This window comes from Pedobacter sp. L105 (assembly GCF_009765875.1).
GTDB lineage: Bacteria > Bacteroidota > Bacteroidia > Sphingobacteriales > Sphingobacteriaceae > Pedobacter.
In genome coordinates this window covers 228,525-242,290 of record NZ_LMUP01000002.1, presented here as the reverse complement: position 1 = coordinate 242,290, position 13,766 = coordinate 228,525, and the positions used below count along the sequence as shown (strand labels likewise).

Below are 13,766 nucleotides of genomic sequence, written 5' to 3'. Positions count from 1 at the left end.
CTTACAGCCAATGTGTAAAATCATCATCACTGTTTTTCTTTTCACGGAACAAGTTCCATGCGTTGACAATCAAAACCAGCGCAATCACTAAGAATAAAAATACAGCACAGTTGTATAGTAAATTGTCTGTTGTCATCATGATACGATCTCTTTGAGGTCGGGTTGTTTTGACCAGTGCAATAACAATCCGTAAGGTATTTTTGGCTCAATCCATGTTGATTTTGGAGGCAGGGTCTTCTGCTCATTTGCACAACTAATTAGCTGATCTGCTGTCATTGGGAACAGTGTAAACGCTATAGAAGATAAATTTTCTTTGGTTTCCACGATTAACTTTGCCCAGCCATCCAAAGGATCTAAATTCTTTAATCTCGAATCATCACGCGGGTCTTCAATTTTAAAAAACGGTTCCAGGATATATTCCTGCAAAATGGTGGCGTCAATTTCCGGATGTTTATCTTCCATTAAGTCCAGCTGGTACCATTTCCCGCACAGGCACATTCCCATTTGATGATGACGGGCAGGGCGAAAAGGGGTATTGCCTGGAATGGCATAAACAAGGAAATACTGATTGATCAGTTCCAGTAAAGCCTCCCTGTTAATGTGCGTGTCAGGAAGAATCAATCTGTTAAACTCTCTGATGTTAAGTTGATCTGTGGCTACATATAACGTTGAAATCCATTGTTCCTCTTCATGTTGCAAGCTCAATGCTGCGGCAAGCCGGTGATGGCCATCTGCAACATACAGGTTTTTTAAATTTGAGAATTCCCTTTTTAGTTCTTCAATAACGGCCGTACTGGTTACTTTCCAGAGCTGATGTAAAACCCCTTCATGAAAATAATACTCCGGCGGTGTGGATTGGATTATTTTTTCGATCAGTATGTTCAGCTCAACACGGGGTAGATAAGTGAGTAAGATGGGTTCCCCTTCCAGTCCGATTTGTTCACGGTAAGTTTTGATTTTTTCTTCCTGTTCGGTTATCGTTTGTTCATGCAGGATGATATCATTTATCGTATGGTCATTCACATTTGTCAATGCCCATATGCCCCTTTGTTTACCATTTCTTCCGCAATTTTCATAAATGTAAATGGCGGGTTCATTTTCAATATACAATGACTTATTCAGCATCAGGCGCCTGAAAGAGGAAAGGTAAGGCTGAAGGCTTTCCGAATAATTTGACGAGGGTTCTAAAATAATTTTAAGATCCTTTATCAGGCTTCCTTTTTCAGTTAAACCAGCTCTAAGCGCTCTGAATGCTTTTATATTTGCCATATTAGTGATTTGCAGTTTCGAGGTTAGATGATTGGTGTACCGGGTTTTTCTTTTGCTCAAAATCCTGCATAAGCTGGGCTAAAAATTCAACACTCGATAAAGGCAGTGCATTGTAAAGAGATGCTCTAAAGCCGCCCACGGTGCGGTATCCTTTGATTCCTACAATTCCATTTTCTGCTGCGAACCGCAAAAATTCTTCTTCTAATTTAGGGTCGTGCATTTTGAACGTTACATTCATTTTTGAGCGATGTGCTGCATTGGCAGTTCCATAGAACAGCGGGTTACGATCTACCTCTCTATAAAGTGTATTTGCTTTTTTTACATTCTGCAATTCAATCGCGGAAATCCCTCCCTGGTCCCTAAGCCAGATCAGGTTCAGTAGGGCCACGTAAATGGAAAACACAGGAGGGGTATTATACATGCTCATATTATCGCGGTAAATCCGATAATCTGACATGGAAGGCACAGGTGATTTCGCAGTGTTTAAAAATTCATTTTTGGCAATGATGAGGGTCATGCCTGCCGGTCCCAGGTTTTTTTGGGCACCTGCATAAATCAGGTCGAATTTTTTGATGTCTACAGACCTGGAAAAGATATCTGAAGACATATCGCAGATCAGCGGAGCTGTATTTTCCGGGAAGCTGAGCATTTGTGTACCTTCAATGGTATTGTTTGATGTACAATGCAAATAAGCGGCTCCCTGTGGAAGTTCAATGATGTCAGGGATATAAGAATAGTCCTTATCCTGTGATGAAGCAACAATTTCTACCTGTCCAAACAAGCCAGCTTCTTTAATTGCTTTTTGTGCAAAATAACCTGTATCCAGATATGCCCCATAGGATGGGTTTTTCAGGAAGTTCATTGGAACCATAGAGAATTGGCTACTTGCCCCTCCCTGTAAAAAAAGGATTTCATAGTTGTTGGGTACATTTAACAGTTCTCTGATCAGTAGCTGTGCTTTTAGGATTACACTTTCAAATTCAGGGCTTCTGTGCGATATTTCGAGTATAGACAGCCCCATGTTGTTCCAGTTGATGATTGCATTTGCAGCCTGTTCCATCACAGCGGGAGGCAAGATACAGGGGCCTGCCCCGAAATTGTGTTTCTTTACTACTGACATTTGATTTTGGTTAGATTTAATATTATTGCAAAGTTGAGGACTTTAATAATTTATCAATTCACAATTGATCATACTTGGTAAAAAAAACTGTTTAGCGGGTTAAAATATCTTTATAATTTGGTTTTGTTTTGATAATCCTGAAATGGCAGAATTTTATTTTACAGGCTTTTTAAGATGGGTCTAACTGTTGTTATTTGTACACTAAGTGTAATTATATTTTTGTAACCTTGTTTATTCTTTAATCAGAATAAAATGGTTTAGATTAGCCTGTATGATGCTAATGTTGTAAATGCTCTCCGTTGCTTTATTTGATTTTAAATACACTAAGTATATCATTTTACTATGAATAATTACAAACTGGATCAAACTGATCTTGGGATATTAAATTTACTGCAGGAGGATGGACTAATGACCTATAAAGAATTAGCCTATCAATTAAATAAAACAGTAAGTCCGATTGCGGAAAGAGTAAGCCGTTTAAAAGAACTGGGTTATATTAAAAAGACAGTAGCAGTGGTTGATTTGGACAAGATCCGGGCTGTATTCGTTGCTTTTCCTCATGTGCAGCTCACCAGCCATTCCGAAGAAGTATTAAAAGATTTCCAGGCAGAGCTGACCAAATGTCCGGAGGTAATGGAATGTTATCATTTAACAGGACATTATGATTTTATGTTAAAAATTATCATGCCGGATATGGTTTCTTATAATACTTTCCTGCGTGAAAAGCTGGATAAGATGCCTTACATCGCTACCGTTCAAAGTTTTTTAGTGTTATCGGCCGCAAAACAGGAAACTGCTTACAGGTTGTAATACGATTACAGTCATGTAAATCAACCAGGTACTAAGCCGTTATCAATGCATCCGTTCCCAACCTGTTTTTTAAAATTATAAGTGCTCTGCGCATACGGCTTTTAATAGTTTCTTCAGGAAGATTAAGATGTGACGCTATTTGTTTTCGGGAAAATAAATTCGTTCTGCTCAATTCAAATACAAGACGCATCTTATCCGGAAGTGCAGCTACTTCTTTTTCAATTAATGCTGATAAATTTTTATTTCGTACCAGATGATCTGTGCCGGTATGTGCCTGGCTGGAGTGTTCCGTGGCATGATCTATATATTTTTGAACTATCTTTTTACGTCTGTACTGATTGATAATCCTGTTTCTGAGAACCGTGTAAAGGTAAGCCTGAAAATTTCCGGGAATGTTGAGCGAAAGGCGGTTTTCCCATAAATCGGCAAATACTTCATGAACCAGGTCTTTTGCTGATTCTTTATCATTGATCCTTTTGTAGGTGAATGAAAATGAAAGTGCCTGGTTACGTTTAAAGAGATGGTTGAATGCCTGATGATCATCAGATTTTAGTAAATCTATCAATTCATGATCAGAAAGATCTTTATAATTTATCATTACAGTAAGATTACCCCCCAACAGTGTGGGTGAATTAAATATTAAGGCTTTTTGGTCGCAGCAGTTTTAATAAAAGCAGAAGAGTAGTTTCCTGCTGTTTTCGCTTAATAGCGCTGTTTGTTTAAAAATACTTTGCTTCAATAACCTGTTAACTATTTATAATAATACTTGCAATGATTTAGATTGGTACTGTAAATATAATGAATTATTTTATTACTTTAATTAAGTTTAATATTTATTAATTATTATTCCTTTTTGTGTTTTATTATTAAAACGATTTAATAGCCTATTGAAATATACAGCAAGATAAAAATCTGACCTATTTTGGTTTTGTTTTGAATAAATGTTGGGTAGTCCCTGGAAGGTCTTTGGAAAGGCGTTGGTTTATCCCTGGGATAAACCAACGCCTTTCCAAAGACCTTCCAGGGGATATTCAGAATGTTATTAAAATAAAGCTAATTATTAACTGAAAAATGTAACAATGTCTTTAGTATATCGTCTTAAGTATAATTGTATATGGTATAACTTAATCAAATAAAAAATGGCAATTTTAAAAAATGGTGTTTTAACAGGGAAACTGGGAGATACAGTTTCTTACCCACTAAACGGACAAGTGGTTTCAAGAGGAATTGGAATCACGAAAAAACCAGCGACTTTAGCTCAACTCGCTGTCAGGCAGAAGACTAAATTATTATCGGTTTTACTCAGGCATGCAACGGAATTTGTAGAGTTAGGTTTTGCACTGGAAGTAAAAAATACAGTGTCCAATTCCTATAATAGGGCTACAGCTTTGAACTGGCAGAGTGCTATAAGCGGAGCATATCCTGATCAGCAAATAGATTTTACCAAAGCTATTTTTAGTAAGGGGGATATTCCTGTAAATACCGAAGTCAAGGTACAGACAACAGACATTGGCCTGGAATTTACCTGGAATACTGAATTGACACTGCCGGGAATGAAACTTAATGATCATGTCATGCTGATTGCTTACTGTCCCGAAAAACATCATTCCTTTTGTATACTGGATGGAGCGAAAAGAAAGGAAGGTGTTGAAAATATCAGCATACCAAGATATCACGAGAAAATTACGGTGCATACGTATGTGGCTTTTATTGCTTCCGACCGAAAACATATTTCTGATAGTCTTTATACCGGAACGTTATTGTGGTAATTGAGCAAACATTGTTCTATTTTGACAAAAAGCACTGACGGAAGCTGTAACTTTAGCGCAGCTCTTTTCCGGCTTTAAAAACCAGTCAAAGAATTAGAATATATGTCTCAAAAAACTCCGGAACGAAGCCTCGGCTTGTTGCAGGCTACTGCAATTAATATGACTGATATGGTAGGTATAGGGCCATTCATCACTTTACCGATGGTAATAGGAATGATGAATGGCCCTTTCTTTTTATATGCATGGCTGGCAGGTGCTTTTTTATCCATGGTGGATGCAATGGTATGGAGTGAACTGGGCGCCGCTTTTCCACTGGCCGGGGGATCTTATAATTTCCTTAAAGAAACTTATGGCAAAAAGGATTGGGGCAAACTTATGAGTTTCTTATTTGTCTGGCAAACTATGATCCAGGCACCACTGGTGATCGCTTCAGCTGCAATTGGTTTTTCGGCCTACTTCTCTTATCTGCTGCCATTACCTGTAATTGCTGCTAAGGCATTAAGTGGCGGGGTGGTAATTGCCATTGTGCTGTTGCTATACCGTAAAATTGAATCTATTGGTAAAATAAGCGTTGTATTGTGGTCGGCAGTATTGCTTACCATGTTCTGGATTATCGGCGGAGGGATTGCCCATGGCAATTTTATGCATCCCATCAAACATATGAATGATGGCCTCACACTGAACTTTGCTTTTGTTACGGCCATTGGTTTTGCCAGTGTGAAAAGTGTATATAGCTATTTGGGTTATTATAACGTATGCCATTTGGGAGGGGATATTATCAATCCTTCAAAGAACATCCCAAGAAGTATGTTCCTCTCCATTGCCGGCATTGCGCTGCTTTACCTGTGTATGAATGTAAGCGTGGTGAGTGTTATTCCCTGGCAGCAGGCAAAAGACAGTAAGTTTGTGATCAGTGAATTTATGCAGCAGCTGGCTGGCCCGTTTGCCGCAAAATTGATTACCTGTCTGGTATTACTGGTGGCCTTTGCTTCTGTATTTTCAGCTACGCTGGGTTATAGCAGGGTTCCTTATGCTGCGGCAGCTGATGGAGCATTTTTTGAAATATTTGCAAAACTCCATCCCAAAGGGAATTTCCCTTATATCTCACTGTTGTTTTTAGGGGGAGTTGCTTTTGTTTTTAGCTTGTTATTTAAACTGAGTGATGTGATCAGTGCGATATTGGCCATGCGTATACTGGTACAGTTTATAGCGCAGGCAGTGGGCTTGCTCTTGCTGAGAAAAGCAAGAACGAAAGTTGAATTTCCTTATAAAATGCCATTTTTCCCATTACCGGTATATTTAGCTATCCTGATGTGGGGCGGTATTCTTATAGCCACCGGCCTTACATTGGTTATAGGTGGTTTGATCGTTATTGGCACAGGAATAGTAGTTTACCTGATCAAGTCAAAGCTGCAAAAGGAGTGGCCCTTTCAAATAAAGAATGAGCTTACAGAGTAAAGAAGTGCAATAAGGTTAGGGCTACAGCTATTTTTTCTGATGATCTTTTAATGCTGATACACGCTTAAATACTTCAGCCACTTTGGTATACCTCTCATTTACCTTTTTAGCCGCCGCATCCAGGGTAAAACCTTCATCCAGCAGTTCCTGTACCAATACAACTTTTTTGATGTTCAAATAATTATACTGCCTGTAGGTGGATGTTTTATCTACGGGTTCGATGATCCCTTTTTCATCCCAATACCTGATTTTCCTTTGTGGCACACCAGTGATATTGGCTACTTCCCCTATAGCAACAATAACAGAAACTAAAAAATCTACATCCATCAGGATCTCAATATCTGCCTTGTCAATTTCTTTTGGTTTCATAATGAATTTGTAATAATGTGACAAATAATGCTGGGAGATACGTTATTGCCTTACATTTGTTGTCAAGTTACAATTATTAGTGTTTTGTAACAATTGCCATAGTAAAATTACAAAAAACATTTTAATCAATATAGTATAAATGGAAAATCATTCAGCCTCAGATCATTATACGATCCATAAAGTGAGAACTGGTCCCCGTGGCGGTACCCCGGTTGTGCTGGTCCATGCCGTTGGGTTGGATCTTACCCTATGGGGAAGTCAAATTGCTGCGCTTCAACAGGATTATGATGTAGTTGCACTTGATTTACCTGGTCATGGTCTTTCTGAGCAGTTACCCGGTGAACTGTCCTTTACAAAATTCGCAGCAGTTTTGATCCGGCTGATCACAGACTTAAATGCGGGACCTGTCCATTTAGCAGGTATATCCTTTGGCGGGATGGTCATTCAGACAGCTGCGCTGGAACGGCCGGATCTTGTGCGTTCTTTAACGCTGATCGGTACATCATGTACCTTTCCGGAGCCGGTACGCACTGCCTTAAAAGAACGCGCCAGGTTTGTTCGTAATGAAGGTATCAGGGCATTAGCTCCGGTATCACTGGCGAGATGGTTTACACCAGGTTTTGCTGAACGCCGGCCGGATGTGATCGACCTGATCACCAAGATCCTTATCCGGCAGGAGCCATTGTTTCATGCGTCGATGTGGGATATGATCTCTACATTGGATAACCTGGAGGGATTAAAGCAGATTTCCGTTCCTGCAATGGTGATTGTGGGAGAAGAAGATACAAGTACGCCTGTATTAACGGCCGAAATGCTCTCGGAAGCGCTTCATACAGAGCATATCCACGTGGTGCCAAATGCTTCCCATCTTGTTGTATTGGAAGCACCGGAGATCATTAACGATTTGCTTTTGGGCTTTTTTGCGTCATTTAAGCAATAAGAATGTTTTCGCTGAAGAGCTGAGAAACGGTATTGGTATGCTGGCCGTTGATCTGTATGACCAGGGACTTGTCAAAATCTATTCTTTCCAGCACTTTTATTGTCGACCCAATACCAATCCCCAATTTTAGCAGGTATTGCAAAAAAGAGCTGCTTGTATCTTTTACAGCGCCCACTTTACAAGTATTACCTATGGTTACTTCAGTTAAGCTGATGGTAAAGGGTTTAGGTAATTTCCCATTGGCTTTAGGTATAGGGTCGCCATGCGGATCGTATTCCGGGAACCCCAGGAATTTATCCAGTCTGTCTGCCATTGAAATATTGCTCACATGCTCCAGCTCTTCGGCAATATCATGTATTTCATCCCAATGAAATCCCAATTTTTCTACTAAAAACACTTCCCATAAACGATGCTTTCTCACAATGAGAATGGAATCTTTCAGGCCTTTTGGCGTGAAACGAACACCTTGTTTCTTATCATATTCTATTAACTGCTTATCCGTTAGCTTTCTGAGCATGTCAATTACAGAGGCTGCATTGTTACCCATCGTTTCGGCAATTGCTGTCGGGCTTATTTTCTCTTCCGATTTTTGAGTAAGGCTGAATATAGCTTTTAAATAATTTTCTTCTGATAAGGTATTCATGGATGACAGATAAGGCTGTCTGCAAAAATAGATAAATAAAGCAAATAACATAAAATAGTAAATACTAATTTATAAAATTAGGTATAACTAATTATTTTTACTTGCTTTGACTTTAAATATAAACCAGACATGAAACAAATTCTATCTTTCTTAGTGGTGATGATCACCTCCATTGCTGTTCAGGCACAAAATGGATCTTTAAAAGGAAAACTAACTGCAGAGGCCGGGCCAATGGCCCATATTACTATTTCCATCAAAAGCCTGAAAATGGCTACGGTTACCAGCGCTGAAGGGGATTACAATTTTACTGCTGTCCCGGCAGGTACTTATCAGGTGTTAATATCTGCAATGGGTTATGCAACGGAACTCATCCGGGTAACTATTCATCCTGGTTTGGGCACAACCTTAAATGTAAATCTTAAAGAAGACCATAATAAATTAAATGAGGTGGTGGTTACAGGTGTTTCCAGAGCTACGCTTTTGCGGAGAAATCCTGTACCGATCGCTGTAATGACAAAAAAGGAGATGAATGAACAAGTAAACAATAATATTATTGATGCAATTGTAAAGGGTGTTCCTGGTGTAAATGCAGTAACTACAGGGCCAAATATCTCCAAACCTTTTATCAGGGGATTAGGCTATAACCGGGTGCTGACTTTATATGATGGTATACGGCAGGAGGGACAGCAATGGGGAGATGAACATGGGATCGAGATAGATCAGTATGGTATCGGCCGTGCCGAAATAGTGAAAGGCCCTGCCAGTTTAACTTATGGATCTGATGCAATAGCCGGCGTGATTAACCTGATTCCGGCGGTACCTGAAGGTTATACAGAAGGGATAAGAGGTGATGTGGTTACAGATTACCATACCAATAATGGAATGATAGGTACATCGCTTGGACTGTCTTATAAAAAAGGCGACTGGAAGTATACTTTCAGGTCTACCGCTAAAGCAGCACATGATTATCAGAATAAAATCGATGGCCTGGTATACAATACAGGATTTAGGGAATATAATTTATCCGCCATGGGCAGGGTAGATAAAAAATGGGGTTATTCGCAATTTGCAGCTACCCTATATGATAACCAGCAGGAAATACCCGATGGTAGTCGCGATTCACTATCCCGGGAATTTTCCCGGCAGGTAAGTGAAACGAATACTGACCAGATTAAAAACAGACCGCTTGTAACCGACGATGAATTAAAGTCTTACACGATATCACCTCTTCATCAGCATATACAGCATTATCGTATCTATAGCCACAATGAGGTTAAACTGGGGGAGGGAACGCTGAGTGCTTCATTTGGTTTACAGCAAAGTATACGGAGGGAATATAATCATCCCACACTACCGGAACAGGCAGGGTTATACGTAGTGCTCAATACACTGAATTATGATGTGAAATATAATTTACCAGCTTTTGGCGGTATTGAAAGTACTGCAGGCATCAATGGAATGTACCAGGGTAACCGCAGTAAGGAGGCTACAGATTTCCCTATTCCGGATTATAATTTATTTGATGCCGGAATGTTCTTCTTTGCTAAAAAGAACTTCGGAAAGTTGGATCTGTCTGGTGGCATCCGGTATGACAGGCGGCAGATCAGTTGGAACAATTTTTATGTTGGCCCCAATGCAAAAAATGGATTTGAGCATTCGGTCAGGCTGCCGGATACCGCAGGTGCACATTTACAGTTTCCCGCGTTTAAAAATGTTTATCATGGTTTTTCAGGGAGCCTGGGCTTAACCTATAATGTAAGTGAGCAGTTATTGCTCAAAGGAAATGTGGCCCGCGGATACCGTGCCCCTAATATCACTGAAATTGGTTCAAACGGGCTCGATCCGGGTGCACATATTGTTTATCTGGGTAACCGGGGTTTTAAACCTGAATTTAGCCTCCAGGAAGATATCGGCCTGATTTCTTACCTGAAAGATGTGGATCTGATCGCTGAATTTTTCAATAACTATGTAAACAATTATATCTATCAGTCAAAATTAACTGACGCCAAGGGGAATCCGGTAGTACTGGTGCCCGGTAACAGTACTTATCAATATCAGCAATCGGCAGCCAGGTTATATGGCGCAGAGTTTACTGTGAATATACATCCCCGGAATTTAAAATGGCTGGCTTTTAACCACAGTATTTCTTATGTAACCGGTATTAACAAAAACCAGGAATTGGTTGAATCATCAAACGGTGCTGCAAAGTATATTCCCTTTATCCCGCCATTGCATTTGCGTTCTGAGCTGAAGGTTACGCTGCAAAAAACAGAAGGTATTTTTTCTGAGGTTTATTTTAAAACTGAAATGGATGCCTATGCTGCGCAGCATCATTTTTATGCATTGGACAATACTGAAACGGCTACGCCGGGTTATGCACTGTTAAATGCCGGTGCCGGTACAATCTTAAAACGTAAATCAGGAAAGACCTTTTGTAATCTTTTTGTACAGGTAGATAATGTATTTGATAAAGCTTATCAATCGAATTTAAACCGGTTAAAGTATTTTGAATATTATTCCGCTTCTTCCAGTGGTCATTCAGGTATTTACAATATGGGCAGGAATATGAGTTTTAAAGCAATATTTCCTTTTTAAGATTTAATTATCAAAGGTCCGCGGACAACTTTATAATATATCATATGATCTGGTCGAAGCAGCTGAGTGCTGAAGAAGCAAAGCTTTATACGGTGAAAAATATATTGGGAGGAACAGATAACTGGCTTCCTTCTGATAAGATAACAGCAGAATAGTTTGATCTTACCGTATTTATCAAAAGATAAGTACAAGCGTTCCACCAATGATCAGGAGCACCGCTATACCTGTTTTAAGGGTTAAAGGTTCTCCAAGGAAAACAACAGACAGCAGGATGGCAATGGCGACGCTGGCTTTATCAACAGGCGCCACCTGTGAAACCCTGCCCATAGACAGCGCCTTAAAGTAGAAGACCCAGGAAAGTCCGGTCGCCAGACCAGAAAGGCCAAGGAAGATCCAGTTTTGCCGGGTAAGGCTTGCCAGTGCGTGATGGTCATTTTTAAAAAAGACAATAGCCCAGGCTAAAATAAGAACCACCACAGTTCTTATGGCAGTAGCCAGGTTAGAGTCAATTCCTTTAATACCAATCTTGGCTAAGATGGCTGTAACTGCGGCAAAAAACGCCGATAAGAGTGCATATATCCACCACATAATTTTTTGTTTATGTATACGCTAACTCCTTAAATGATCATCTTTGCCTGAGCATAGGGATAGCTTAACAGTTCTGGTTCGTAATATTAAGAGTTAAATCTGTAATTATTCTGTAGTGTAACCTGCTTGCTCTTGTCTGTATACAATTGTTAATCTTATACCAGTGTGCGCTACAGCTGTACTTACCGTCTGCTGGTTGAATAAAATAAAATAGCCTTTTTGCAACCTTGAACGCCCCAAAATTTAAAAACTGCACTGCCCCGTAAAGTGTCTAACTTGTTGGGGCAGTGCAACTTTATTGAAAGTATCAATTATTTATTTTTTCCTATAGACTTACCGGAAAGGATTACCGCGGCACTATCTCCAATATTAAGTTTACTGCTGTTTAATTTCATGTGCCCAATATCCAGTGCGGAAACTCCCTGCAGTTTCGCATTTACTAATCTGGCTTGCATATCGGGTGACTCTTTTATATCTGGATTCATCTCAAAAACAACTGACGAAGAATCTTTTTGGACAATATTAAGGGTGTCAAAAGTGTGATTATTACTTTCTACTTCTAGTCTTGATTTGCCTGATAAATTAATATCTAACGATTTCTGCTGGAATTTCTGGATTTCGAAATTAGTGTCAAAACCTTCAACCGATAACAATTCTGGAGCTGCAATGCGAACCAGGACTTTACTTTTCATCCAGGATTTTTCTATCAGGTCGGTATAGTTATTAGGAAGTTCAATAAATAAGGTGTCATGGTCAACAGAGGCTTTGATATTACTCTTTTTAAAACCACCCCAGAAGTCCGCAACCCTCACCGAGCAATTTTTGTTTTGCTCGAATACAATATTGGTAAGATTCCCGCCTGTAAGTTTAATATGTTTAAAGGGTTTTTCTAATATTTTTTCATAATTCCAGTATACATCGCTTTTATCAATTTTATTGTATCTGTCTTTAAGGATCAGATCGGAGGCAAATAAGCTGGTTACAAATAAAGCCAGCATAACCAGGAGTATAATTGAACTGAGTTTCATAATTTTTTAGTTGAAATTTTCTTTAATAAAATCTTTGAACCGGGTATTAAATTCTTCTGCACTAAGGTTAAGCAGGTACATGTTTCTAAAAATTACGGGTAATTCATTTTCTACAAATTGTTCCCTTCTAAAAGCCAGTACACGTTCTATCCCTTCATCTTCTACAAAATAACCGACACCACGTTTGTTCGTTATAATTTGTTTTTGGGTCAAAAAATCATAAGTACGCTGTATGGTATTTGGCGTTACTTCCATGAATATGGCCAGGTCGCGGATACTTAAGATCTTATTGCCGGGCAGCCAGCTTTTAAGTAAGATCTGTTCACATACATATTCTGCTATCTGTAGATAAATTGATTGTTTTTCTCTAAACTCCATTTAAAATTCTTTTTCCGTAAGTCGCAGGTAGGCGACTAACAATAATATTGCTGGAACAATATAAAGTGATAAAATATGAAAAGCGTTATCTAATGGGTAGGGCAAGCCTATTAATCCTACTTCATTTCCAACCTTTAAGAATACATGATCAAAGGGATTGGCCGCATCAACATGTTTGAACAGAAAGGTTATGAATACCAGGTTCAGCAGGTAAGTGCAGCCGACAAAAGTGCAGATGATAAGTGCTACTTTGATATAGCTTACCTTTTTAAAATACAAAGAACCTAACAGCATTGTTGCCCCTACATTCACGTACATGAGGTATATTCTTTGGGCAATTCGATTATCAAAAGCGAATACATCTACTGAATGATAGAGATTCTGATAACCAGGGCTATTTGGATCAAGACCATTGCGGTAATGGTTTACAAAAAAAATATCGATTACGCGGTAAAACCCCAAAAAGATTAAGGTAAATAATACTCCGGCTGTTAAAATTCCGCACAACCATTTTTCAAAATGTGAGGCAGGGAGCATCAGGAAAGACGATCCGCTGGCATTCGAGGAAAAATAATTGAATACCGAGGAGGCCATTAAACTTCCTCCAATAAAAAAACCAGCCATGAAAGAGACTACCTGTGCCCTTTCAACACCAATTGTTGCCTGTACAAAAGCATAACAGAGAAAAGTAATGGCCATAGTAGCCGCTATGGAACCTAAAATTAATGTTGGACGTTCCAGGATTGATTTTCTAAAAAGCCAGCCGAACCTTGTAATGTTAAATGTATCGTTCATGAGA

The 13,766-nt window shown here is 39.3% G+C and carries 15 protein-coding genes; 5 read left to right on the top strand and 10 right to left on the bottom strand.

What is annotated here, in order from left to right; translation table 11 throughout:
* Position 1: 1 nt before the first annotated feature.
* Genes GSQ84_RS02225 through serC form a run of 3 tightly spaced genes read right to left on the bottom strand, consistent with a single transcriptional unit; the run spans position 2 to position 2,389 of the window.
* A complete protein-coding gene (locus tag GSQ84_RS02225) occupies positions 2-139 on the bottom strand; it encodes a hypothetical protein (protein ID WP_158795622.1) in 138 nt (45 codons plus the stop codon).
* Positions 136-1,269: a DUF1015 family protein gene (locus GSQ84_RS02220; protein WP_158795621.1), complete on the bottom strand. Its 1,134-nt coding sequence runs from the start codon at positions 1,267-1,269 to the stop codon at positions 136-138. Before GSQ84_RS02220 ends, GSQ84_RS02225 begins: the two co-directional genes overlap by 4 nt.
* 1 nt (position 1,270) lies before the next feature.
* Positions 1,271-2,389, bottom strand: a complete 1,119-nt coding sequence (gene serC, locus GSQ84_RS02215; protein WP_158795620.1) for a 3-phosphoserine/phosphohydroxythreonine transaminase — start codon at positions 2,387-2,389, stop codon at positions 1,271-1,273.
* Positions 2,390-2,731: 342 nt separating this feature from the next.
* Between serC and GSQ84_RS02210 the strand changes: the two genes are divergently transcribed.
* Positions 2,732-3,199: an Lrp/AsnC family transcriptional regulator gene (locus tag GSQ84_RS02210; protein ID WP_158795619.1), complete on the top strand. Its 468-nt coding sequence runs from the start codon at positions 2,732-2,734 to the stop codon at positions 3,197-3,199.
* Between the two features lie 31 nt (positions 3,200-3,230).
* Here GSQ84_RS02210 and GSQ84_RS02205 read toward each other — a convergent pair whose 3' ends face one another.
* Positions 3,231-3,797 carry an RNA polymerase sigma factor gene (locus tag GSQ84_RS02205; RefSeq protein WP_158795618.1) on the bottom strand — a complete coding sequence of 189 codons (567 nt, stop codon included), beginning with the start codon at positions 3,795-3,797 and terminating at the stop codon, positions 3,231-3,233.
* A 541-nt stretch (positions 3,798-4,338) separates the two neighbouring features.
* Between GSQ84_RS02205 and GSQ84_RS02200 the strand changes: the two genes are divergently transcribed.
* Both GSQ84_RS02200 and GSQ84_RS02195 read left to right on the top strand, forming a co-directional pair.
* Positions 4,339-4,968, top strand: a complete 630-nt coding sequence (locus GSQ84_RS02200) for a DUF6266 family protein (protein ID WP_158795617.1) — start codon at positions 4,339-4,341, stop codon at positions 4,966-4,968.
* Between the two features lie 102 nt (positions 4,969-5,070).
* On the top strand, positions 5,071-6,426 hold the full coding sequence (locus tag GSQ84_RS02195) for an APC family permease (protein ID WP_158795616.1): 1,356 nt from the start codon (positions 5,071-5,073) through the stop codon (positions 6,424-6,426).
* A 27-nt stretch (positions 6,427-6,453) separates the two neighbouring features.
* Here GSQ84_RS02195 and GSQ84_RS02190 read toward each other — a convergent pair whose 3' ends face one another.
* On the bottom strand, positions 6,454-6,795 hold the full coding sequence (locus tag GSQ84_RS02190; protein WP_158795615.1) for a MerR family transcriptional regulator: 342 nt from the start codon (positions 6,793-6,795) through the stop codon (positions 6,454-6,456).
* Positions 6,796-6,934: 139 nt separating this feature from the next.
* Between GSQ84_RS02190 and GSQ84_RS02185 the strand changes: the two genes are divergently transcribed.
* A complete protein-coding gene (locus GSQ84_RS02185; protein WP_158795614.1) occupies positions 6,935-7,735 on the top strand; it encodes an alpha/beta fold hydrolase in 801 nt (266 codons plus the stop codon).
* Here GSQ84_RS02185 and GSQ84_RS02180 read toward each other — a convergent pair.
* Positions 7,725-8,378 carry a metal-dependent transcriptional regulator gene (locus GSQ84_RS02180; RefSeq protein ID WP_158795613.1) on the bottom strand — a complete coding sequence of 218 codons (654 nt, stop codon included), beginning with the start codon at positions 8,376-8,378 and terminating at the stop codon, positions 7,725-7,727. The two genes, GSQ84_RS02185 and GSQ84_RS02180, sit on opposite strands and share 11 nt — an antisense overlap.
* 129 nt (positions 8,379-8,507) lie before the next feature.
* On the opposite strand from GSQ84_RS02180, the gene GSQ84_RS02175 reads away from it, so the two are divergent.
* Positions 8,508-10,973, top strand: coding sequence for a TonB-dependent receptor (locus GSQ84_RS02175; RefSeq protein WP_158795612.1), 2,466 nt, complete (start codon positions 8,508-8,510; stop codon positions 10,971-10,973).
* A gap of 174 nt (positions 10,974-11,147) precedes the next feature.
* Here GSQ84_RS02175 and GSQ84_RS02170 read toward each other — a convergent pair whose 3' ends face one another.
* The 4 genes from GSQ84_RS02170 to GSQ84_RS02155 all read right to left on the bottom strand — a co-directional run bounded on the left by GSQ84_RS02170 (position 11,148) and on the right by GSQ84_RS02155 (position 13,762).
* Positions 11,148-11,561, bottom strand: a complete 414-nt coding sequence (locus GSQ84_RS02170; protein ID WP_158795611.1) for an EamA family transporter — start codon at positions 11,559-11,561, stop codon at positions 11,148-11,150.
* Positions 11,562-11,872: 311 nt separating this feature from the next.
* Entirely contained in the window at positions 11,873-12,589 is a 717-nt protein-coding gene (locus GSQ84_RS02165; protein WP_158795610.1) for a hypothetical protein, read from the bottom strand.
* Positions 12,590-12,595: 6 nt separating this feature from the next.
* Positions 12,596-12,967: a GntR family transcriptional regulator gene (locus GSQ84_RS02160; RefSeq protein ID WP_158795609.1), complete on the bottom strand. Its 372-nt coding sequence runs from the start codon at positions 12,965-12,967 to the stop codon at positions 12,596-12,598.
* A complete protein-coding gene (locus GSQ84_RS02155) occupies positions 12,968-13,762 on the bottom strand; it encodes a hypothetical protein (RefSeq protein ID WP_158795608.1) in 795 nt (264 codons plus the stop codon). It abuts the gene before it with no gap.
* Positions 13,763-13,766 lie beyond the last annotated feature (4 nt).

Bases quoted from the DNA above. Each gene is read 5' to 3' on its own strand.
- GSQ84_RS02205 (WP_158795618.1), bottom strand. From the start codon at position 3,797: ATGATAAATTATAAAGATCTTTCTGATCATGAATTGATAGATTTACTA.
- GSQ84_RS02185 (WP_158795614.1), top strand. From the start codon at position 6,935: ATGGAAAATCATTCAGCCTCAGATCATTATACGATCCATAAAGTGAGA.
- GSQ84_RS02165 (WP_158795610.1), bottom strand. From the start codon at position 12,589: ATGAAACTCAGTTCAATTATACTCCTGGTTATGCTGGCTTTATTTGTA.
- GSQ84_RS02170 (WP_158795611.1), bottom strand. From the start codon at position 11,561: ATGTGGTGGATATATGCACTCTTATCGGCGTTTTTTGCCGCAGTTACA.
- GSQ84_RS02175 (WP_158795612.1), top strand. From the start codon at position 8,508: ATGAAACAAATTCTATCTTTCTTAGTGGTGATGATCACCTCCATTGCT.
- serC (WP_158795620.1), bottom strand. From the start codon at position 2,389: ATGTCAGTAGTAAAGAAACACAATTTCGGGGCAGGCCCCTGTATCTTG.
- GSQ84_RS02155 (WP_158795608.1), bottom strand. From the start codon at position 13,762: ATGAACGATACATTTAACATTACAAGGTTCGGCTGGCTTTTTAGAAAA.
- GSQ84_RS02210 (WP_158795619.1), top strand. From the start codon at position 2,732: ATGAATAATTACAAACTGGATCAAACTGATCTTGGGATATTAAATTTA.
- GSQ84_RS02195 (WP_158795616.1), top strand. From the start codon at position 5,071: ATGTCTCAAAAAACTCCGGAACGAAGCCTCGGCTTGTTGCAGGCTACT.
- GSQ84_RS02160 (WP_158795609.1), bottom strand. From the start codon at position 12,967: ATGGAGTTTAGAGAAAAACAATCAATTTATCTACAGATAGCAGAATAT.
- GSQ84_RS02190 (WP_158795615.1), bottom strand. From the start codon at position 6,795: ATGAAACCAAAAGAAATTGACAAGGCAGATATTGAGATCCTGATGGAT.
- GSQ84_RS02180 (WP_158795613.1), bottom strand. From the start codon at position 8,378: ATGAATACCTTATCAGAAGAAAATTATTTAAAAGCTATATTCAGCCTT.
- GSQ84_RS02220 (WP_158795621.1), bottom strand. From the start codon at position 1,269: ATGGCAAATATAAAAGCATTCAGAGCGCTTAGAGCTGGTTTAACTGAA.
- GSQ84_RS02225 (WP_158795622.1), bottom strand. From the start codon at position 139: ATGATGACAACAGACAATTTACTATACAACTGTGCTGTATTTTTATTC.
- GSQ84_RS02200 (WP_158795617.1), top strand. From the start codon at position 4,339: ATGGCAATTTTAAAAAATGGTGTTTTAACAGGGAAACTGGGAGATACA.